The following is a 23468-nucleotide window of genomic DNA, read 5'->3' on the forward strand; positions in this document are numbered from 1 at the left end:
TTTGTCCACGGCAGAAAACGTCGCTTGCGATAAACGCAGAACCACGGTGGTTAACTCGGAGCGCACCAAAAATTTCACTTAAATTATGAAGCGCACGAATCATAAGGAAGAAAAATCATCTTGAGAATGTGGCAAATTGTCGCGCGGCAATTTGTCGCACCACGGCCAATCAGCCTATGAGGGCAACCTGAAAAACATAACCTAATGTTTTTCAAATCTTTAAATGTAGATGTCAAAATAAAGCACCCCGCAGCAAGCTGCGGGGTGCTTTATTGACCGAGCCAATGACAAAATAGCCCATATGATGGGATAGCATAAATCCGTAAATTAATATGCTCCCCAAACTTGGCTGCACATAACTTATAGCTGTGTTATTCCTCCGCCGCTGGTAAACGTATGGTGTACTGACCTGTTTTTTCATCACGTACCATCATGAGCAGATTATTTTTCTGCGCGTCTTCCACCAATTCTTTGAACGAACGGTAGCCGTAAGCCGATTCAGCAAAACCTGGTTTCCGACGCTGCATGGTAGGTTTAACCATGGAATACCAGACTTTCTCCTCCCCCCGTTCAGCAATCAATGCTTCGATGGTTTCGACAATAAAATCGAGTGCTTCCTGCCGCTTATCATCTTCAGGTTTCAATATTGATTTTTTCGTCGTGCCACCGACAGGTGTTTTTGCCGGGGATTTTTTTTCAGCGCGTTTTTTCTGTGCTTCCTGTTCGCGTACCAGATCATCATAAAAAATGAATTCATCACAATTGGCACTGAGCAAGTCAGAAGTCGAATCCTTAACCCCAATCCCGATCACATATTTGTTGTTCTCTCGCAGCTTGGAAACCAATGGGGAAAAGTCCGAGTCACCGCTGATAATAACGAAGGTATCAACATGGGATTTGGTATAACAAAGATCCAGCGCATCGACGACCATACGGATATCAGCAGAATTTTTACCTGATTGGCGCACATGCGGGATCTCAATCAATTCAAAAGCAGCTTCATGCATCGTCGCCTTAAATTCCTTGTAACGATCCCAGTCACAATAAGCTTTTTTGACGACAATGCTACCCTTAAGCAGTAAGCGTTCAAGTACCTTCTTGATGTCAAACTGCGCATACTTGGCGTCGCGTACCCCTAGCGCAATGTTCTCGAAATCGCAAAACATAGCCATGTTGGTAATTTCAGGTTGACCAGCCATCTGTTACTCCTAAACTAAGTTTGTTAATAGCTGTACCACACATATCAACTTACTGCTTGACCGGATGAACCCAATTATTGCCAACTAGCCTCGCGTATTTGACTGCGTCTCGAACTGCATCAGATCGACTAACGGCTGCGCTTGCCAGCCAAACTTTCGGTGTTCCGCCACAATATTAGTAAAAATGCCACCACGAACGTAAAATTTGGCGGTCAGGCGCATGAAACGCGGCTGGATAGCGGCAACCAAATCATCCAGAATTCGATTGGTAACATCTTCATGGAAATGTCCTTCATTACGGAATGACCAGATATAGAGCTTGAGACTTTTGAGTTCGACGCAAGTTGTATCCGCGATGTAATCGAGGATCAACGTAGCAAAATCAGGCTGACCGGTCTTGGGGCACAGACAGGTAAACTCAGGGATTTCCATGTGGATGTGGTAATCGCGCTGGGGATTGGGGTTGGCGAAGGTTTCCAGAAGTTTGCTGGCCACGGTTTTGCTGGGCAGAGCGCTCATTTTGATATGCCTTGTGGGTCGGTTAGAATACAACGCATTATAATGTCCAACTGATTGAAATTGCGTCTTTCTCACATCAAGATCGCTGGATTCAAATCTTTCGTTGATCCCACCCATATTGCGCTACCCGGGCAGATCGTCGGCATTGTCGGTCCAAATGGCTGCGGAAAATCGAACATTATTGACGCGCTACGCTGGGTGTTGGGCGAATCTCGCGCTTCAGCGCTACGCGGCGAATCCATGCAAGATGTCATTTTCAACGGCTCCGGTAAGCGCAAACCGGTCTCGCGCGCCAGCGTCGAGCTGATCTTCGATAACAGTTTGGGTAAGGCTGCCGGCCAATGGTCAAGCTACGCCGAAATCTCTATCAAGCGCGTGCTGCTGCGCGACGGTGATTCCAGTTACCACATCAACAATCAGCATGTGCGGCGCAAGGATATAACCGACATTTTTCTGGGCACCGGGCTAGGCGCACGAGCTTACGCCATTATCGAACAGGGCATGATTTCGCGCATCATTGAAGCTAAGCCGGAAGAACTGCGCGTGTTTCTGGAAGAGGCTGCGGGGGTATCTAAATACCGCGACCGCCGCCGCGAAACCGAACTTCGCATTGCCGATACGCACGACAATCTGCTACGCGTTGATGACATTTTGCTAGAGCTGACTAAGCAACTTACCCATCTGACTGGACAAGCAGCGGTAGCCAGGCGTTACCACGAATTAGAATCGAAGCGCGACACCACGCAACAATTGCTGTGGTTGGTGAATAAACAGGAAGCTGAAACACGCCGGAAGCGTTTTGCACAAGGAATTGAGTTAACAAAAAACGAGCTGGAGGCTGAAACTACGCGTCTACGTGGAATGGAAAGCCAACTGGAATACATACGCAATGAGCATTACGCGCAAGCTGATGCACTACATGCCAAGCAGGGCGAGCTGTACGCGGCGAATGCTGAAATTGCACGACTAGAACAGCAGATTGCCCATCTCAACGATCAACGCACGCGCTTAAATCAGCAGACGGCCAATAGTAAGCTGCAGGTTGAACAACAACGCACCCAGTTACAAGGTATAGAGTCTTTACTGGCACATTGGCAGCAACAACAACAAGAAGCAGACATTCGCGTTGAGAGCTGGGAAAACCACGCAAACGCCGAAGCACTGCATCTGCCGCAAGCGGAAGAAACCGCACGCGCCGGACTGGAACGCCACAACACCATGCAACGCGAACAACTTATTTCACAACAACAACTACAATTGGCCGATACGCAACGCGAACATATCCAACGCAATGTGCAACAACTAGAAACGCGCCGCTCACGTTTGCTGCTGGAACAGGACAATCTCCCGCAAGTGGATAGCGAAGCATTGGCACAGGCGCAGTATTTATTACTCGATATGGAGATGGAACACACAGCACAACAGCAGCAGTTGACAGAACTTCAGGCGCAATTACCGGGGGCCGATACAACACGGCGCAACCAACGTACCGCAATGCAGGAACTCGAACGGCAACTGTCGCAGGTGGAGGCGAAACTTTCCGCGTTGCAACAGCTTCAAAATCAGGTCGACAACGACAAGAATCTGAAACAGTGGTTAACAAAATATCAATTAGACCCACTGCCGCGCCTGTGGCAATCCATCGGTATTGAAGCAGGCTGGGAAGATGCACTGGAAGCCGTTTTGCGCGAACGACTCAATGCGCTCGCCCTGCCCCACCTGAACGATGCTGCTCATTGGAGTGATACGCCACCGGCCAGGCTGGCTATCTTCGCAACGGACGGAGTGCATAATTTCAAAGCCCAACAAGATATTGGGCTGACTCCGCTGGGGGGGTTCGTAACCTACCATAATCCACAAGCTGCGCCCGTAGTGACAGACTGGTTGTCTGGTGTGTATGTCACGGAAACACTGGCACTGGGCATAAATTTACGTGAACAATTGCCCGCCGGTGCCTGGCTAGTAACCCCGCAGGGACACTTGATTGGCGCGCATAGCGTGCTGTTCCATGCTCCGGACAACCAGGTGCATGGCGTATTGGCGCGGCAACGTGAAATTGAGCGTTTGCAGGAGGCAGCACAGCAACAGACAAAGTCATTGGATCAAGGCAAACACCAGGCAGCACTAGCGGAGGCAACCTATCACACTATCGAAAGCCGCATTGCGCTCTTGCGGGCGGCAAACAGCGAATTACAACAACGTCAACATGAAATACAAGTTCAGATTCTAAAATTAACTCAGGCCAACGAACGCAGCCACGAGCGCGCTACCCAAATTGCGCACGAATTGCAAGAGCTGGCCGAACAGTCTGCTGAAGAGCAATACCAGCATCATGAAATCGCTGAGCGCATGAACATTTTGCGCGAAAACATTGCGACCCAGCAGATAGAGGGGGAGCAAGTGAGGTTGCAAGCTACCGCTCAGGAATCTACGCTGCGTCAACAGCGCGAACGCTCACAAAAAGCGCAGCATGAATTACAGGAAGCTCGCTTTTTTCTCAAGACTTGCACGGTAAAAATCACCGATCTAAAGCAGAATTTTAAACAAATCGAGTTAACGTTGGCGCAGTTAGAACAAACTTTGATACAAAACCATGCCGAATTAGACCGTATAGAAGACGGCACCAGCAAGCAACAATTGCAGGAAGCGCTGCAACAGCGTCAAGCGCGCGAACACACGCTGGCCGAGGCGCGCAACATACTGGAACAAACCACCAGTAATCTGAACAAACTGGAACAAGAGCGCCTGACCAGCGAACAAAAATTACATCCCCTGCGTGAGAAACTCAGCGAGTTGTCGCTCAAGGAACAGGAAGCACGCCTGCAATATGAACAATGGGCAGCGCAATTGCAAGATGTAGAGGAAACAACACTGCTCTCCCTGTTGAAAAGCGACAATATCAAGCTGAATACGTTACAAAACGAATTAAATCGCCTGAACAGCGACATAACTGGGCTGGGTGCAGTAAATCTAGCGGCGCTCGAAGAATTAAATACGGCACAGGAACGCAAAACCTATCTGGATATTCAAGCAAAAGATTTGACCGAGGCGATGGACACACTGAAAGGAGCAATCCGCCGCATTGATAAGGAATCGCGTGACTTATTGATGACCACTTACAATGAAGTAAATCGCCATCTAGCAGAAATGTTCCCCGTGCTGTTTGGCGGTGGCGAAGCGCGCCTGGTGCTAACTGGCGATGAAATACTGGATAGCGGCGTGCAGGTGATGGCCCAACCACCGGGCAAAAAAAATGCCTCGATTCACTTGTTATCAGGCGGCGAAAAAGCGTTAACTGCAATTGCGCTGGTGTTCTCGATGTTCCAGCTTAACCCCGCGCCTTTCTGCCTGTTGGACGAGGTTGATGCCCCATTGGATGATACCAACACCGAACGATTGTGCAAGCTGATCCAGAAAATGGCTCAGCACACCCAATTCATCTTCATCAGCCACAACAAGATCACTATGGAATTAGCGCAACAACTGGTCGGCGTAACCATGCAGGAACGCGGCGTATCACATGTGGTGACAGTAGACATTGAGGAAGCACTACGCCTGCGGGACGACAGTACAATAACCACATAAAAGTGATTACATGCGCTACCTGACAAGCCTTACGTATACATTAACTAATGTAGCCGTAAAATTTTTATCAAATTCTCTTTACGCACATGAGGTTAACCACGCCGCGTATTTCGCCCGCGAGTAGCGGCGGCGCTTTCCATCCATTTCTTTATGCGGTTGGCATCACCAACGCGCGTATTTTTTCCTTGTGAATCCAAGAGCACAATGATCACCGGGCGGTGCATAATATGCGCATGCATCACCAGACAGCGCCCTGCTTCATTGATATAGCCAGTTTTACTCACACCGATATCCCAAGATGCATTTTTCACCAATGGATTGGTATTTCCAAAACGCAGCGGGGGAAATCCAGGCACGGCAACCAAATGTGACGCCGCCGTGCTGTATTTATGAATGAGCTTATAGTGTTGTGCTGCAATCAACATTTTTACCAGATCCTGCGCAGTGGAAGTATTGCCACTGTTCAAACCAGTCGCATCATTAAAATGGGTTTTCATCATACCCAGTTCGAGCGCTTTTGCATTCATCATCGCCACGGCTGCATTGGTGCCGCCCGGATAAGTGCGCGCTAACGCAGCCGCCGCACGATTCTCAGAAGACATCAGCGCCAGATTGAGCAATTCGCCACGTGTCAGCGTCATGCCAATACGCATACGCGAATGACTGCCCTTCAGAATATCGAAATCAAACACGCTGATGGTAATTTTTTCTTCCAACGGCAGCTCTGCATCTAACACCACAATCGCAGTCATCAGCTTGGTAATGGACGCAATAGGTACGACAGCATTGGCATTTTTGCTATACAGGGGGCGTTGCTCTTGCTCGTCGTAAATCAGTGCAATCGATGAACTTAATTTGGGCGAAGAAGTGTACTTCAACACCGTCGAAGTCAGATCATCAACCTGTTTTTGGGTAATTGCCTTACTGGGTGCCGCCTGCACTGCCAAAGCTGGCGCTAGCAGCAGCACCAGCATAATAAGTTTTTTGCACATATCTTCTCCATCAGGGAAAATTACTAAGCGGAGCATACCGCAACACAACAATAAATCAAAGGGAAAGACTCTTACAATATCAGATGTGTCTGATGCTTGGCCGTATGTCCAACAAGACCTAAACTTAAACACTTTATATTCTGAATAAAGTACTTATGCATGACTATAGTGATCTACATAAACGAAGCATAACTACAAACCTTTAACGTCAAGTTAAGCGTTCTCTGAAGGAAGCCGATACCACACCTTGACACAAATCAAAGAGTGGCATCCGACTGACTCCTAGGCAATACTACTATTCTCAATTTCCATAATACCAACAATAACCCAAGCAACGCCGCTGCGGCACTAAAGGAGTACATCACGCTTGCGCCCCAGTGCTCCCATAACGGGCCACTCAATAATCCACCAATCATACCACCCGCGCCGTAAGTAATGCTGCCAAACAACGCTTGCCCCTTGGACTGATGCCGCCCTCGAAAAAACTGATGTACCAACGCCATAGCCACCGCATGAAAAGAACCAAAAGTAGCGGCATGCAAAACTTGCGCAAACAGCATCAGCGACAGCAAGTCTACTCCCCAACCAATCAATAAAAAACGTAGCACTGCACTAGCAAAACTTGCAATCATAATTTTCGATAATGTGAAACGTGACATTAGCCACGGCATAGCGAAAAATACTGCAATCTCGCAGATTACACCCAGTGCCCACAGCCAACCAACCGCGCTTTTCGAATAATCATTCTCCACCAGATAAATCGAATAAAAAATGTAATAAGGCCCATGCGCCAGAGCCATCAGGAAACATGCGCCAAACAATATCAACACTTGCGGCTGCAATACCAAACGCAGAATGGGCTGGCTGTCGGTGTGGTGCGCCACCACTTCGGTGGGTGGAATCTGACGCGCGAACAACAAAACGCCTAGTTTGATCGCCACACCTACCCACAATATCCAAGCGATAGCGATATAGTCAAACGCATAGCCCAGCCCCAATACCGCCACAATGAAGCCAACCGAACCCCAAGAACGAATACGGCCATAGCGCGCAGTGTGCTTGCCTAGATAAGTCAGCGTAGTCGCTTCCACCAGCGGCATGGAAGCGCTCCAGAAAAAACTCATCACCATCATAACCAGCAACAAGCCGACAAATTCAGTCGTGAAGAATACCCCCAGGTAACTGAGAATACTGCACAGCGCTGCCAGTTGCACCACCCGCAAACGCTGTCCGGTATGATCGGCCAGCCAGCCCCATAGTGCAGGAGACAACATCCGCATCACTGGCTGCACCGACATTAAAACGGCAATTTGCATTGCATTGAAATGGATGGATTGCAGATACAAACTCCAGTAAGGCGCAAACATGCCCACAAAAGCAAAGTAAAAGAAATAAAAACCAGCGATACGCCAGTGATAGTTTTTATGAAGGGTCACAGCAATGTAAGTGGGTTAAAACTGAAGGGTAATACCCGCAAAAACGTATTATCTCACGTGAATAAAATAATATTGCGCAATGCTCTTGAAATCAAAAAAGTCGACCCCATTTTTATGCTACGTATTTTTAAAGAAATCATTTTGGAGAAGCAGATGGAACCCACCGAATCCTCATCCCAACAGCCTGAACAGACTACCCAAGCTGAAGATACGCTTAACCCAGAGGTTATGCCAAGCATCGAGGAGATGCTGCAACAAGCGGAGCGCAAGGGACAGGAACACTACGACGCTTGGATGTACGCCAAGGCAGAAAGCGAGAATATTCGTCGTCGCGCGCAAGAAGACGTTAGCAAAGCCAAAAAATTGGCCGTCGAGCATTTCTCCAATGAAATGCTGATGGTAAAAGATAGCTTGGAAGCAGGATTAGCTGTTGAAATCGCCACAGTAGAAAGTTTCAAGAGCGGTATGGAACTCACTCTCAAGCAACTCACTGCTGTATTCACTAAATTCAACATCAAAGAAATCAATCCGCTCGGCGAAAAATTCGACGCCCACTGGCACCAGGCAATCAGCATGGTAGATAGTGAGCAAGAAGCCAACACGGTAGTCAGCGTCATGCAGAAAGGCTATCAACTGCACGACCGAGTGTTACGTCCTGCATTGGTGATGGTGGCCAAAGCGAAGGAATAAAAACCCTAATAACCAAGCAGCAACCCGCTTCTTAAAATAAATTGCATGTTCGCGGAATTTTGCGAAAAATTATCGTAACACTTGAAATACACATCTGCTGCCCACAGATTAATGCAACACAGGCAGCAAAGACTTTCAACATTACAACGAAAAGGAAACGTTATGGGCAAGATTATTGGTATTGATTTGGGCACCACGAACTCGTGCGTTGCTGTCATGGAAAACGGCAAATCTAAGGTGATTGAGAACGCCGAGGGTACACGTACCACGCCGTCCATCATCGCTTACATGGAAGACGGCGAAGTACTGATTGGCGCGCCGGCCAAACGACAAGCAGTCACCAACCCAAAAAACACACTCTATGGGGTAAAGCGGCTGATCGGACGCCGTTTTGAAGAGCCAATGGTGCAGAAGGACATGGGCATGGTGCCGTATGGCATCGTTAAGGCCAAGAACGGTGATGCATGGGTTAAGGTTCGTGACAAAGATATTTCCATTCCGGAAATTTCCGCACAAGTGCTCATGAAAATGAAAAAGACCGCCGAGGATTATCTGGGCGAGTCGGTCAGTGAAGCTGTCATCACAGTGCCTGCCTACTTCAACGATAGTCAACGTCAGGCCACTAAAGACGCTGGCCGCATTGCTGGATTGGAAGTAAAGCGCATTATTAACGAGCCCACTGCGGCTGCGCTGGCATTTGGTATGGATAAACAAGAAGGCGATCGCAAAATCGCGGTCTATGACTTGGGCGGCGGTACTTTCGATATTTCCATTATCGACATCGCTGAAATTGACGGTGAACACCAGTTCGAAGTGCTGTCCACTAATGGCGACACCTTCCTTGGTGGCGAAGATTTCGACATGCGCGTCATTGAATTCCTGGTAGAGGAATTCAAGAAAGAAAGCGGCATCGACCTGAAGAAAGATATGCTGGCTCTGCAACGCCTGAAAGACGCGGCTGAAAAAGCCAAAATCGAACTATCTTCCGCACAACAAACTGAAGTGAACCTGCCTTACATCACGGCAGATGCCAGCGGCCCAAAACATCTGGCCATCAAAATTACCCGCGCCAAGCTTGAAAGCCTGGTGGAAGAATTGGTCGCGCGCACCATTACCCCCTGTAAGATTGCCATGAAAGACGCGGGCGTTTCCACTGCCGACATCGCCGACGTGATTCTGGTGGGCGGACAAACACGGATGCCGATGGTGCAGGAAAAGGTCAAAGAATTCTTCGGTAAGGAAGCGCGTCGCGACGTCAACCCAGATGAAGCAGTGGCAGTAGGCGCGGCCATTCAGGGTGGCGTGCTGCAAGGTGAAGTTAAAGACGTTCTGCTGCTGGATGTAACCCCACTCAGCCTGGGTATTGAAACCTTGGGCGGCGTAATGACCAAACTGATCAAGAAAAATACCACCATCCCGACCAAGGCCTCACAAATATTCTCTACCGCCGATGACAATCAGAGTGCAGTGACCATCCACGTGTTGCAAGGTGAGCGCGAAGTTGTTGCTGGAAATAAGAGCTTGGGGCAGTTCAACCTCTCCGACATTCCGCCCTCACCGCGAGGCATGCCGCAGATTGAAGTGACATTCGACATTGATGCCAACGGAATCCTGCATGTAGGTGCAAAAGACAAAGCGACCGGTAAAGAATCCAAGATTACCATCAAGGCCAATTCCGGTTTGTCCGAAGCTGAAATTCAAAAAATGGTGCAGGATGCAGAAACGTATGCCGACGACGACCGCAAAGCGATCGAATTGGTTACCTCGCGTAATCAGCTGGATGCATTGATTCACTCCACGCAGAAGTCTATGAAGGAATACGGTGAGCAGCTGAGTGCGGACGAAAAAGCTGCAGTAGAATCCGCTTTGAAAGAAGCTCAGGATGTCGTGAAAGGCGACGACAAAGACGTTATAGACGCCAAAGCTGAAGCACTCTCCACCGCTGCGCAAAAACTGTCAGAAAAGATGCACGCCGCTGAAGCTAGCCAGTCCCACCAGCCTGGTGAATCTGGATCGCAAGGCGATAGCAAGAAAGATGACAGCGATGTCGTAGATGCCGAGTTCACTGAAGTAAAAGATGACAAAGCAAAAGACGAAAAGAAGTAAATATGAAATGGGATGGGGGATGTCGGAAGCGCAACCGCAACTTCGAAACTCGTTAATTAGCATTTTGAATATGCAAATAAAAATTATCTAGTGACATCTCTTTTTTCCTTAATACAGCGATATCTGCTCTTTGGTTATCGCTGTTATTGGTTCAATGACCTCAATATAGAGACCAATTACGTAAATCTAAAATCATTAACTCCTTAACCCCTTTTCGCTTCATGCAAAAATGAAAAAACGTGACTATTACGAAATATTAGGCGTCAACCGCGACGCGTCAGAAGATGACATAAAAAAATCTTATCGCAAGCTGGCAATGAAGCATCATCCTGACCGTAATCCGGACAACCCCAAAGCTGAAGAGCACTTCAAAGAGGCCAAAGAAGCTTACGAGGTATTATCCGATTCGCAGAAACGTGCTGGTTATGACCAATTTGGACACGCCGCTGCCGATGCCGGTATGGGGTCAGGAGGATTCAGTGGCGGTCACGCCAGTTCCCATTTCGGCGATATTTTTGGTGATATTTTTGGTGCTGGAATGAGCGGAGCAGGTTCACGCGGAAGCAACCAAATGCACCGTGGCGCCGACCTGAGCTACAATTTAGAAATCACGTTAGAACAGGCTGCACGCGGTACCGAAACGCAAATTCGCATACCCACCATGACCAAGTGCGATACCTGTCACGGCAGCGGTGCCAAGCCAGGTACGAGCACGACTACCTGTACTACTTGCGGCGGGCATGGGCAAGTACGCATGCAACAGGGAGGATTCTTTTCTATCCAGCAAACCTGTCCGCGCTGCCATGGCAGCGGCAAATCCATTATCTCGCCGTGTGGTTCCTGCCACGGCACAGGCCGTATCAAACAGCATAAGACACTGTCTATAAAAATTCCGGTCGGGGTTGACAACGATGACCGCATCCGTTTGTCTGGCGAAGGAGAACTCGGCAGCAACGGAGGCCCACCCGGCGACTTGTATGTCGTCATCCGCATCACGCCGCACTCGGTATTCCAGCGCGACCACAATGACCTGCATTGCGAAATGCCGATCAGCTTTGTCGTTGCGGCGCTGGGTGGTGAAATCGAAATCCCCACGCTGGATGGTTCAGCACGCATCAAAATTCCAGCTGAATCCCAATCGGGCAAAGTCTTCCGTCTTCGCGGCAAAGGAATCAAAGGGGTACGCAGTTCAACCTTTGGCGACTTACACTGCCACGTAATGGTAGAAACCCCGGCCAATCTCACTGATCGGCAAAAGGAATTACTACGCGAATTCGAGCAGATAAACGAAGAAGATAGCGCACGCCATAGCCCGCGTGCGAAATCTTGGATGAACAAGGTTAAGGAATTCTTTGGATAGTAAATATTGATCCGGCACGAATTGAATTTGACTGCCGTTCGTGCTGAGCTTGTCGAAGCATAAGAAGCCATTCACATTTCGACAAGCTCAATGCGAACGACTTCTTGCATAAACATTTCATAATCAATAAGTTGGTGAGTTTTCCTCAGGATATTTTAAATAGGTGATATTGCCGATAAACTTTATCGGCTCTCCAACTCTTCCCAGCGCGCCATCAATTGCAACAACTCGTCCTCGATAATAGCGGTGCGTTCCTGTAGCTGCTTGGCGTGGGCAGGATTGTCACGGTAGAGATTGCCCGCACCCAAAGTGGCAGCAAGCTCTTCCTGCTCTTGTTCCAGGGACGCGATTCGCTGTGGAATCTGCTCTAACTCACGCGCTTCTTTGAAGCTTAACTTGGTGGCAGGTTTGGATTGAACCTCAGTCTGCAGCGATGGCTTGGCAGGTGCGGCTGCACTTACGGGCGCTCGCTGCACAGCTTGCTGCTTCTTTACGCGTACCCAATCTTCATAACCACCGACGTATTCCATCAATTTGCCATCGCCCTCAAAGGCGATGACCTGAGTCACTACATTATCGAGGAAAGCACGATCGTGGCTAACCAGAAACAATGTGCCATCGTAATCCGCGAGCAGGTCTTCCAGCAGCTCCATAGTTTCAATATCAAGATCATTGGTCGGCTCGTCCAGCACCAGCACATTAGCTGGGCGGCTGAACAGACGCGCCAGCAGCAAGCGGTTGCGCTCGCCGCCGGACAAACTTTTAACCGGTGAACGAGCACGCTCCGGTGCAAATAAAAAATCACCGAGATAGCTAATGATGTGCTTGCGTACGCCACCAATTTCAATAAAATCTGCGCCCTGGCTAATGGTATCGGCCAGCGTAGCTTCTTCATTCAGTTGCGCACGCAATTGATCGAAATACGCCACTGCCAACTTGGTGCCCAGATGCACCTTGCCGCTATCCGGTGCTAATTCGCCCAAGATAATTTTGAGCAACGTGCTCTTACCAGAGCCGTTGGGCCCTAACAGACCAATCTTGTCGCCACGCTGGATACGGCAGGAAAAATCTTTAATGATTTGCCTGTCGCCGAAGGATTTACCGATGTGCGACAGTTCCGCCACCAGCTTACCAGAGCGGTCACCCGCCTCCAGACTCATTTCAACTTTACCCACACGCTCACGCCGCGCACTGCGCTCGCGCCGCAACTGCTCCAGCCGCCGTACGCGTCCTTCATTACGCACGCCTCGCGCTTTAATGCCCTGACGTATCCATACTTCTTCCTGCGCCAACACTTTATCGAACTTAGCGTTGAGCACCGTTTCATCCTGCAACATCTGCTCCTTGAAACGCAGGTAAGCCGCAAAATTACCGGGGAAACTAGCAAGATTGCCGCGATCCAGCTCAATTATGCGAGTAGTGACGTTATCCAGGAAACGCCTATCGTGGGTCACGAACAACACGCTGCCGCGAAAGTTGTTAAGCAAACCTTCCAACCATTCAATGGACGAGAAATCAAGATGGTTGGTGGGCTCATCCAGGATCAACACATCCGGCTCAGCCACTAACGCCTGCGCCAGTGCCACACGTTTACGCACGCCGCCAGAGAGATCACCCACACGACTGTCAGCATTCAGCTCCAGACGTTGGATAGCAGTCTCGATACGCGCCTGCACCGCCCAGCCGTTTTGCGCTTCAAGCTTTGTTTGCAGAGGTTGCATCGCCTCCAACAAACTTTCGTAATCAGCATCCGGTTCGGCAAGTTGATGCGACAAATGATGATAATCAGTAATAATTTGTTGTAGCTCACCCAGCCCGCGCGCAACTTCGTCAAACACAGTCGCTTCACCATTTAATTCTGGTTCCTGACTCACATAACAGATGCGTATACCGGGTGCACGCCATACCAAGCCATCGTCTAACATAGCCTGGCCGGCCAGCACTTTTAACATACTGGACTTACCGCCGCCGTTGCGCCCGATCATGCCGACGCGCTCACCTTCGTCCAGTTGGAAATTAACATGATCAAGCAGTGGTACATGGCCGTAAGCAAGCGCGGCCTTATCAAGAGTAATGTATGGCATCAGTATTATATTTTTAATTAACAAGAAGAAATTGATGGATAAACGAAAAACGCATCGACCATAGCGCAATAGAAAAAATATTAGCGCATAACGAGACTTGGCAACCGCGAGAGCATTACGACAGAAACGAATGACGTTGCAACCAAAATATTGCTGACAGAATTTTTCACCCCTTTCCAGCAGCCAATAGTTTATTCAAATCCTCAATAATTTCTTTCGAATGACGCGACGTTTCAACCTTGTCATACACCTTGCTAATTTTACCTTGCGGGTCGATCAAAAATGTATATCGTCGCGCCAACTTGAATATCCCAAGATTTCGCAGCACGCCATAACGCGTGGTCACCTCAGCGTTTTTGTCCGCCAGTAACGGAAAGGGAAGAGAGTATTTCTTGGCAAAATCGGCATGGCTCTTACTGTCGTCCACGCTAATACCCACTACCTGCGCACCGAGTCCGGTTAATTGATTCAGATCGTCACGAAAGTTACAAGCCTGCTCAGTGCACCCTGGCGTATCATCCTTTGGATAAAAATACAGCACTAGCCACTTACCGTGAAAATCCGCCAAGGTATAAATTTTTCCATTCTGGTCGGGTAGATTGAAATTCGGTGCGGCTTCTCCAATTTTCGGCAATTCGCCCGCACGTGCCAACTGACTTGCTATCAGCAATGCTGATATGCTTAACATACCAAATATTATCAATATCTTAATGTTATTCTCCTTATGTTTATTTTCAGGCAAAATTCCGAAGCCGCAGCAATTACTCATTATAGGAACGACGTTTAGCTCAACACCGTAATGATACCAGCCGAACACTATATCGCGCTTGTACTCAATTCAACAGGAGCAAAATGTTTAAATTTGCTGTAGTAATAAATAAACTGCCCAGACTTGTAGTACATAATTTATCCGAGCGAAATTGCTACAGGAGATTTTGAAAATGAGCCTTGAAGAAGCTCAGGATGGTTGGGGAGGAAGGCCATGTGACGCAGAAAGAAGCTGCACGGTTAGCCTTCGGCTCTACGAAAACCTAGCTGCCGGACTTTCCATCGACATGGTTACGTGCCATGCCCGGTGGTACACACGTAGAGCAAAGGACAACATGCTTTTGCGCCGTCCCGTTTAAGAGCAGCCCGGTAGATACAAGGTTCGGCTGAATGAAATGAAGCTCAACCGAGCTAACCTTACTTGTTGGGCGTCTGCGCACCCGGGACTTCAGGCTTCTTCATCACCCAAGCCGGCAGAATAGTCTGGTACCATTTTTCCGCCGATAAGTGCCGCCACCGCTCGAATCACTTGAGTCCCAAGTTGCCGAGTATTTAACTCGTTTCCCTTGCCGTTAATGAGGCTGACATTGAGGCGGGCTGCAAGCTCTCGAAGTACAGGCTTGACTGGCGAAATCGAAACTCCGTCCCGTTCCACTTCAATCGTTCCGGTCTCGAGCTCGCGTATGGTGTAGTGATCGATAACAATCTCGTTGACTAGAGCGATATCGCTTCTCACCCTTCGCCTCTCGATGAGACGACTCAGCGCAAGAACTTGATTTCCTTCCGTTGGCCCAGTTAGTAGTGGACGTACGTCTGCAATCAGAGCATTGAGCAAAGTCTCGACTTGCATTTCCTCTGTATTCATGCGCAGGACGATCACGCGGTCGACGAACTCAAGCGATCTTGAATTGAAGGTAACATGACCAGTCAAGCCCATCATCGCCGTTGTCTTAACGGAAATTCGCTCGCCAGACTCGCTTACGACGTCGTAACCCCTTTGATTGACTTCAGTTGCCATTTGCCCATTGGTGATCAACGCGGCATACAGTTCCCCGATCCGCCCGCACAGATGACGCAACTCTGTTGGCGGTACGCCCCAGTTGAGTTCGCGTTCGAACCAGGACATCGCCTCACCGAGCGATTGAATGATCTGCATTTGTGTAAGAGCCATTGTCGAAGTCTACCCAAGTGACTAAAAGGACGCCCAACGTAAAATAGACCCAATAAAACACTAAAAATTTTATCAAGTTGATTTATAAATCATGGGAATAATTACAAACCTAATTTAAAATCAAAATAATATGATTTTATTAGGATGTTAACCAGTTTTTAACGCCCCGCTATGTCCACCCCAAAACCCGCTAAAATTACTCGATCAAGTGCAAGCCGTGTTGCGCATGAAGCACTATAGCATCCACACTAAGAGGGTTTATCTGGATTAGATGCATTATCGTTCATCTGTCGCTCGCCTGCCGCACCAGCCCCGGCAATAATTCGTCCACTAACGGCATGGCCCCGGGAACCGAAGCTCTCACTGATGCACGACCATTCAGTTGCTCAACATTTAATGAATCAATATTCATCAACTTGGCTAGTACCGGGGATATTTCCACCAATTTAGATAAATTATCTAAATAATCAGATACCCTCAAATCCACCGCCTGATCGTTAAAATCATGCGTCGCTCCCAGCACGTGCAGTTCTCCGGCGGATAGAGCAAGATATCCATTGGCAGATACAATCGTCTGCAGATTTTCTGCTGTACGGTGAAGCAGGCAGAATAGTGATCTGACCACGTACCGGCGTTAGGGGTAAGTGTGACAACGGCGCAAATGATTTCACCTCATAACCAGTAAAAACCACTACTACCTGATCGTCATAAAACCATGTCTGTTGACGCTCGACTTTTCCCTCCACCCGCCAGCCCGTATCAACTGCTATCAAGGATTCCCCGCGATAGCCGGTACGCAGCACGATGGCTGGGCTCTGCCAATGCTGGGAATAAGCGGCACCGTAATCGTGCTCGCAATAATCACACCAACACAGATGATTTTTTTTTGAAGCTGATGCTTTTTTCCATACGCTGTGCCACGAAGCAGCGAAATTCCTCCATCACCACAACCAATTCTTCTGCTGATGCAGGGATGGGATGCGACGCTTCGACAAATTCGATCTCAATAATTTCGTCATATGCCAATGCTGCTCCTAAAAAGAGCAGAGGGATGGTTGCTTTATAGGCATATTCAAAAATATTAGGGGATAAGAACAAAAAGTCATTTTGAAAATTGTCATCTGGTGCATGGTCGCAATAAACCAGAACAATTTCATCTTTGGCTAGTGCTTTGCGAACTTTGATAAGGGATTTTGCATCAGAGTTAATTAGGCGTAGGGGTTCAGTGCAACCCCAATTCCAACCATAGGCTTTTTTTCTGGAACCGCCATTAGAGATACTCGTAACTGATAATCCGTGTTTTTCTAGAAAACCAAATACGGCCATGGTTAGACCAAAATGAGCACTACATAGTATGAATCCACCGTATTTACGATGGTATTCCAAGAGCGCCTGTTCGTTAAGGCTACGGAGGGGGATTTCAATATAAGCGTAGCGGGTTATGGCAGAAAGAATAAATTTTAAAAGCGCTGTTTTACTGAGGAGTAATTTCTGGGGTCGACGAAAAACCCAGCGATCAACAAAGACGGCAAAGGGGAGAAGCCATTTGACCCAAAGAAGTGCCGCCCAATAGCGCTGTTGAGGAGTGCGCATCTTGGCAATAATGAACCCTGAAACTGTGATGAAGAATTCAATGAGTTGCTTGAATAGTTTCTTTATTATTTCCCGCATTTGTATAAGACTTGTGTTTGGGTTAAACGAAAATGTTTGAGCATGAAGACTCGTGCTTCAATCATAAGCCTAAAGTCGTAAAGTCAAAGGAGCCCAGACACAGATTACTCTTAGTGCTTATTATCACAATCCCAATTCCCTTGGTCTTAGGGAAAGCTCTGGAAATTCGTCACGATTTTTTTACGGCCTGCCGCGTGGTTTGGCCTCCCGCTTTTGCTCCATCATGGCTTCGATCTTTATTTAGAAGCGTGAATTCATCAATCGCTCGCCTACCCTACAAGACCCGGCACTGGAGTCAATGCATTAACCAATGGCAATGGTAGTGGCGACAATTGCCTACATGCCATCGCCGCAATCAGTTCACCGGATAGCCCGGCAGTGATCAGACCGCGAGTTCCATGACCCAGACTGGTATATAACCCCGGCAATAATTCGCCCACTAACGGCATGGCCCCGGGAACTGAAGCTCTCACTGATGCACGACCATTCAGTCGCTCAACATCTAATGAATCAATATTCATTAACTTGGTTAGTGCCGGAGATATTTCCGCCAGTGTGGACAAATTCTCTAAATGATCGGATGCCCGCAAATCCACTGCTTCGTCATTGAAATCATGCGTCGCTCCCAGCACGTGCAGCTCGCCGGATGATGGAGCGAGATATCCATTAGCAGATACAATCGTCCGCAGATTTTCGCTATGCGGTGTGGCAGGCAACAAGGTGATCTGCCCGCGCACTGGCGTCAGCGAAATGTGTGACAACGGCGCAAATGATTTCACCTGATAACCGGTACAAACCACCACTACTTGGGCCTCATCAAACCATGGTTGTTGGCGCTCGTCTTTCCCCACTACCCGCCAGCCGGACTCTACCGGTGCTAAGGATTCCACATGGCAACCGGTACGCTGCACGATGGCCGGGCTCGCTGCCAATGCTGCGCACATCTGTGATGGAACCAGCCAGCCACCGGCGGGAAACCACAGGCCACCATGTGCCAACTCGATACCAGCCAGCCGGGATGCTTCAGCCGCGTCCACGCGACGCAATATATGCGATGGCCAATCAAGTGCCGCCAGTCGATCGATGCGTTTTGCTTCGCGCGCAGAAAACGCCAATTGCAGCTCTCCGCATTCCGCACGAACGATACCGTCAATGGGAAGTTTTTCATCCAGCAAGGCAAGCGCATGTCCATAGGAGGCCACCAAAAAGCGTTGCAATGAGTCTATGCCTGCGCTTAGCCGAATATGCAATATTCCGCGCGGATTGCCCGATGCCGCCGCAGCTAATTCTGGCGCACTTTCAATCAAGGTAACGGAGACTCCGCGCATCGCCAATGCTGAGGCAACGGCACAACCGGCCACACCTCCGCCGATTACGATGGCTTTTGTTACCTTAGCCCGCACTGGCGGCGAACCGAGCAGGAGACCTTGCAGCATTTCGCGTTTGCGCCCAAAGCCTGGAGATTTTCTGACCTGAAATCCTGCTTGTTCCAAACCGCGCCGCACCCAGCCGGCACAAGTATAGGTAGCAAATGAGGCGCCCGGCTGAGAGGCTCTCACGATGCTCTCGAACACAGGCAGTGTCCACATTTCGGGATTACGTGCCGGTGAAAAACCATCCAGAAACCATGCATCGATGTCACCGCAGATTTCAGTTAACGCATCGACTACGTCACCTATCACTAGGGTAAGGCGTATCTTTCCACCGGCAAAACTCCACCGATTCCAGCCGGGTACGCGGCGGCGCCAACGTGCCAGGAGTTCATCCGCATACTGCCGCAATAGGGGCCACAGTGCCAAAACATCAGTCAGTTCTTTCTCATTAAGCGGATATTTTTCGACACTGAAAAAATCAAGACTGCTATTGAAGGGAGCAACCTTATCGAACAGTTGCCAAGCGCATAAAAAATTCAGCCCTGTGCCGAATCCTGTCTCACCGATGGCAAAACACCCATCGCTTGATAAAGATGCAAAACGTTCGGCCAGCCGATTGCCTTGCAGAAAAACGTGGCGTTTTTCTTCCAGCCCGGAATCATTTGAAAAATAGACATCGCTGAAACGGCGGGAAAAAGGCTGTCCGCCCTGCCAGTTAAGCATGGCGGAAGGGTTCAACAATCGCCCAAACTGATTGCAGGTAGCTTTAACAGTTTGACAAAAATAGAGGCCATCTGGATGCTTGCGGAAGTAAGAAAGTTGTCATATGCATGAAGACATGTGCCAATGTTTGTTAAGGGAGTATACGGTATGAGATGTATGAGATAAAAGTTATCTCTGAATATTCTAATCCATTAACTAAATTTCCAGTCTTCATAAAAAATGACAACTACCTTGTTAAATAGAATTTATTTCTCTGGCGGACACTCACGCAAACTCAGTAAATTAACTGGCTGCTCTCCATCGTGATCAGTTTTTAAATACTTTTGCCCAAGTGAACTGACAGCGACCACTAACCAAAATGGATGCCCCCCTACATGAGCATAAAATCGCCATTTACCTACTGCAATACCCTCAATTGCCTCCTCCACCGATATTTTCCAGCGCACTCCTTCAGCATCCACCCCACCTATAAATTGAATACGCTCATGTGCAAGTTGACTGTTATTCTTTTTAATACAGGTAACTCGTAAATCCATGCTTTTCTCCTTATAGCCATCTTTTGAAACGGCATGAAAAATCACTCATACAGAAATTATTGTTCAATTCACACAACAGACTATTATTTACAGTTTACAAATTATTTCAAGTTGCCCCTCGCATTACGCTAGGGATTTTCTCAATAAATTTTGCCGATTTATTGCGGAGTCCAGTTGCTGCGCACCGAACGGGCAATGCTGAATATTTCTTCCAGCTTGGTGCCATCGGCTTCGGCAAGCGCATTACGCAAAGTTTCCAGTTCACTCATATAGCGATCCATCTCTATCAACAACGCATCGCGGTTGGCCAAACTGATATCACGCCACATTTCCGGCGAGCTTGCTGCAATGCGGGTGAAATCACGAAAACCACTAGCGGCGAAAGAAAGTAACAAATCACGGTTTTCGCGCTGCGCCAAGTCGTGTACCAATGCAAATGAAAGCAGATGCGGCAAATGACTGACAACAGCAAACACTTCATCATGCTGCTTCGGCGTTAATTCGCTCACCAACGCGCCACACAATTCCCATGCCAATCTTATGCGCGCCACTGCATCAGCGGAATTTTCCGGCAGCGGAGTCAGTATTACTTTTTTGTTTTGATACAGATCAGCACGCGCCGCGGTAGCGCCACTTTGCTCGCCACCTGCAATAGGGTGTGCCGGTATGAAGCGGGAAATATGTGCGGCCAAATGTGTATATGCATGATCAGCAACGTCGCACTTGGTGCTGCCGCCATCAGTAATGAGTGTCTGAGCACCCAGATGCGGCGCGATGCGAGCCATGATGTCGGCCATTTGGCCCACGGGTGTTGCCAGCAATATCAGATCGGCATCGCCCAGCTCTGCCGCAAGATCTGAACCGCTTCGGTTGATGATCCCCAGTTGCTGTGCTTGCGCCAGCGTCTGCGCGCTGCGTCCGAAACCGACTACTTGATCCACCGCATTCATCCGCCGCAAAGCAAGCGCAAACGAACCGCCGATCAAGCCGACGCCGAAAATAACAACCTTGCGAAACAATGGTGTTGTCACGACTTTCCTCACCGCTCCCGCCAGCGTGAGCCAGAATTAGAGTGTGCGTCCAATCGCGGTAGCGATGCCGCCCAACACCCCCATCAACTTCTTCAATTCTTGCGGAGTCAGCGCCTGATCGGCGTCGCACCAAGCCTCAGTCGGATTGGGATGCATCTCTACCAATAATCCATCAGCCCCGGCCGCAATCGCTGCCTGCGATAGCGCCGCGACCATCCATGCCTTGCCACCGGCGTGTGAAGGATCGACTATTATCGGCAAATGGGTTTCTTTTTTCATTACCGGAATGGCGGTCACATCAAGTACGTTGCGATAATAAGTTTCAAAAGTACGGATGCCGCGCTCGCAGAATATGATGTTATGGTTGCCGCCGGCCGCAATGTATTCTGCCGCCATCAACCACTCAGAAATGGTAGCCGACATGCCGCGTTTGAGAATGACTGGTTTGTTGATACGCCCCACTTCTTTGAGCAGGTCGAAATTCTGCATGTTGCGAGTGCCGATCTGGATTACGTCGACGTCATTTTCAAGAAAAGTGTCCAGCATACGGACATCCATTAGCTCAGTCACGATAGGCAACTTGAATTTGCTGGCTGCCTGACGGAACATATCCAATCCTTCAACACCCTTGCCCTGAAAAGTGTAAGGGCTAGTGCGAGGCTTAAATGCACCACCACGCATCAAACGGCAGCCTGCCTCACTCACGTATTGGGCCGACAAGTCCATTTGCTGCTGCGTTTCTACTGAGCACGGACCGGCAATAATCTGGATCTGCTTGCCGCCCAGCTGGATGCCGCCGATATCAATCACAGTATTTTCGCGATGAGATTCCCGCGATACGATCTTATATTGTTTAACTATATGCATTGCCGACTCCACTCCGGGCAATGGGGTAAACATTTCTTCAGTCAGCTTGCGCTCATCACCAATAGCGCCGATCACTGTGCGTTCAATGCCTCGGGAAATATTGGCATCCAGCCCGGCGTCCTTGAGCTTCTTGACCACCACGCTTATTTGATCGTCGGTAACATCCTTGTTCATTACAATAATCACGCTGCTTCTCCTAACGCCTGCGCCAGCGCAGACAGAAATTTCTCGTTTTCACTTTCCAGACCAATGCTCACACGCAAATAATCCGGCATATCATAGTTGGCAATCGGCCGCACAATCACCCCCAATTCCAGCAAGCGACGATACATCTGGCCCGCCCCTTTTCCCCCACTCTCAGCGGGATTCGCAATGCGGCAACAGACGAAATTTCCATAAGAGGGAATAAACTCGAGACCTAATCGCGTCAATCCTTGCGTAATCTGGTCCATGCCAGCTTGATTCAATTCGCAAGTTTGCCTTACAAAATCTTCATCCTGTAACGCCGCTACAGCAGCAGCCTGCGCTACGCTGTTGACATTAAACGGCTGCCGCACCCGGTTCAGCATATCCGCTACCAACTTGTCTGCCAATGCATAACCCACACGCAAACCGGCCAAACCATATGCCTTGGAAAAAGTACGGGAAATGATCAAATTGGGAAATTCGCGCACCCAGCTCACACTATCGTAACGCAAATTTTGCGGGAGATATTCGTTGTATGCCTCATCCAACACCACCAATACCTGCGGCGGCACTGCACGCAGAAATTCCTGCAATTCTGCGGCACCGAGAAAAGTGCCCGTTGGATTATTCGGATTCGCGATGAACACCATCTTCACCTTATGCTGCACCGCTACCTGCAGCATTGCAGAAAGATCGTGGCCGAACCCTTGAGTAGCTGGCACGCTGATACCCGTAGCGCCTGCCGCTTGCGTAGCCAGCGCATATACCGCGAAAGCATGATCAGCATAAACCACCTTGTCGCCCGGTGCGAGGAAAGCGCGTGCGGCCAATTCCAGTAAATCATTGGAACCATTTCCCAGCACAATGCATACAGGTTCAATCTGATATCGCTCAGACAATGCTGTCTTCAGATCAAAACCACTGCCATCGGGATAACGCGCGATGTCGCTCATCGCCGCATGCATCGCAGCCACGGCTAGGGGACTGGCGCCGAGGGGATTCTCATTGGACGCCAGCTTGACGATGCCACTGATGCCAAGTTCGCGCTCCAATTCGGCAATCGGTTTGCCCGGCTGATAGGGCGCTATGGCACGGATATAGGGAGGGGCTAGCTCACTGTAGTTCATTTCATACCTTGATTAATTTCGTTTTTGTCATTACCGATAAAAGC

Annotated in this window: 18 protein-coding genes; 4 read left to right on the forward strand and 14 right to left on the reverse strand. The window is 49.0% G+C overall.

Annotated features, from left to right (window positions below):
• Positions 1-371 precede the first annotated feature (371 nt).
• Both W01_RS03720 and queF read right to left on the reverse strand, forming a co-directional pair.
• A complete protein-coding gene (locus W01_RS03720) occupies positions 372-1199 on the reverse strand; it encodes an NYN domain-containing protein (protein WP_173052255.1) in 828 nt (275 codons plus the stop codon).
• An 84-nt stretch (positions 1200-1283) separates the two neighbouring features.
• Complete coding sequence (gene queF / locus W01_RS03725) at positions 1284-1718, reverse strand: preQ(1) synthase (protein WP_173052256.1); 435 nt, start codon at positions 1716-1718, stop codon at positions 1284-1286.
• Positions 1719-1778: 60 nt separating this feature from the next.
• Between queF and smc the strand changes: the two genes are divergently transcribed.
• A complete protein-coding gene (gene smc, locus W01_RS03730) occupies positions 1779-5303 on the forward strand; it encodes a chromosome segregation protein SMC (protein ID WP_173052257.1) in 3525 nt (1174 codons plus the stop codon).
• A gap of 92 nt (positions 5304-5395) precedes the next feature.
• Here the strand turns inward: smc and pbpG are convergent, their stop codons facing one another.
• Both pbpG and W01_RS03740 read right to left on the reverse strand, forming a co-directional pair.
• Positions 5396-6295, reverse strand: coding sequence for a D-alanyl-D-alanine endopeptidase (pbpG, locus tag W01_RS03735; protein WP_173052258.1), 900 nt, complete (start codon positions 6293-6295; stop codon positions 5396-5398).
• A gap of 257 nt (positions 6296-6552) precedes the next feature.
• Positions 6553-7731, reverse strand: coding sequence for an MFS transporter (locus W01_RS03740; protein ID WP_173052259.1), 1179 nt, complete (start codon positions 7729-7731; stop codon positions 6553-6555).
• A 153-nt stretch (positions 7732-7884) separates the two neighbouring features.
• Between W01_RS03740 and grpE the strand changes: the two genes are divergently transcribed.
• From grpE to dnaJ, 3 genes are all read left to right on the forward strand, one after another.
• Positions 7885-8421 carry a nucleotide exchange factor GrpE gene (gene grpE, locus W01_RS03745; protein ID WP_173052260.1) on the forward strand — a complete coding sequence of 179 codons (537 nt, stop codon included), beginning with the start codon at positions 7885-7887 and terminating at the stop codon, positions 8419-8421.
• Positions 8422-8583: 162 nt separating this feature from the next.
• Positions 8584-10527 (forward strand): molecular chaperone DnaK, encoded by a 1944-nt coding sequence (gene dnaK, locus W01_RS03750; protein WP_173052261.1) that lies wholly within the window; start codon positions 8584-8586, stop codon positions 10525-10527.
• A 229-nt stretch (positions 10528-10756) separates the two neighbouring features.
• Positions 10757-11887: a molecular chaperone DnaJ gene (gene dnaJ / locus W01_RS03755; protein WP_173052262.1), complete on the forward strand. Its 1131-nt coding sequence runs from the start codon at positions 10757-10759 to the stop codon at positions 11885-11887.
• 182 nt (positions 11888-12069) lie between these two features.
• On the opposite strand, the gene W01_RS03760 is transcribed toward dnaJ, so the two are convergent.
• The 10 genes from W01_RS03760 to hisC form a co-directional block, all read right to left on the reverse strand.
• Positions 12070-13971: an ATP-binding cassette domain-containing protein gene (locus tag W01_RS03760; protein ID WP_173052263.1), complete on the reverse strand. Its 1902-nt coding sequence runs from the start codon at positions 13969-13971 to the stop codon at positions 12070-12072.
• A 166-nt stretch (positions 13972-14137) separates the two neighbouring features.
• Positions 14138-14659, reverse strand: coding sequence for a peroxiredoxin (locus W01_RS03765; protein WP_173052264.1), 522 nt, complete (start codon positions 14657-14659; stop codon positions 14138-14140).
• Between the two features lie 528 nt (positions 14660-15187).
• The gene (locus W01_RS03770) at positions 15188-15910 is read right to left on the reverse strand and encodes a DUF6998 domain-containing protein (RefSeq protein WP_173052265.1); all 723 of its coding nucleotides are present in this window, start codon (positions 15908-15910) and stop codon (positions 15188-15190) included.
• A gap of 283 nt (positions 15911-16193) precedes the next feature.
• Positions 16194-16535 carry a hypothetical protein gene (locus W01_RS03775; RefSeq protein WP_173052266.1) on the reverse strand — a complete coding sequence of 114 codons (342 nt, stop codon included), beginning with the start codon at positions 16533-16535 and terminating at the stop codon, positions 16194-16196.
• A gap of 236 nt (positions 16536-16771) precedes the next feature.
• The gene (locus W01_RS03780; protein ID WP_173052267.1) at positions 16772-17581 is read right to left on the reverse strand and encodes a hypothetical protein; all 810 of its coding nucleotides are present in this window, start codon (positions 17579-17581) and stop codon (positions 16772-16774) included.
• Between the two features lie 269 nt (positions 17582-17850).
• A complete protein-coding gene (gene mnmC / locus W01_RS03785; protein ID WP_173052268.1) occupies positions 17851-19677 on the reverse strand; it encodes a bifunctional tRNA (5-methylaminomethyl-2-thiouridine)(34)-methyltransferase MnmD/FAD-dependent 5-carboxymethylaminomethyl-2-thiouridine(34) oxidoreductase MnmC in 1827 nt (608 codons plus the stop codon).
• 245 nt (positions 19678-19922) lie between these two features.
• Entirely contained in the window at positions 19923-20213 is a 291-nt protein-coding gene (locus tag W01_RS03790; RefSeq protein WP_173052269.1) for a DUF3892 domain-containing protein, read from the reverse strand.
• A gap of 158 nt (positions 20214-20371) precedes the next feature.
• On the reverse strand, positions 20372-21244 hold the full coding sequence (locus tag W01_RS03795) for a prephenate dehydrogenase (protein WP_198421342.1): 873 nt from the start codon (positions 21242-21244) through the stop codon (positions 20372-20374).
• A gap of 36 nt (positions 21245-21280) precedes the next feature.
• On the reverse strand, positions 21281-22297 hold the full coding sequence (gene aroF, locus W01_RS03800; RefSeq protein WP_173052270.1) for a 3-deoxy-7-phosphoheptulonate synthase: 1017 nt from the start codon (positions 22295-22297) through the stop codon (positions 21281-21283).
• Positions 22294-23424 carry a histidinol-phosphate transaminase gene (hisC, locus tag W01_RS03805; RefSeq protein WP_173052271.1) on the reverse strand — a complete coding sequence of 377 codons (1131 nt, stop codon included), beginning with the start codon at positions 23422-23424 and terminating at the stop codon, positions 22294-22296. The genes aroF and hisC overlap by 4 nt, the downstream gene beginning before the upstream one ends.
• Positions 23425-23468 lie beyond the last annotated feature (44 nt).

Source organism: Candidatus Nitrotoga sp. AM1P (assembly GCF_013168275.1).
In the GTDB taxonomy this organism is placed as follows: domain Bacteria; phylum Pseudomonadota; class Gammaproteobacteria; order Burkholderiales; family Gallionellaceae; genus Nitrotoga.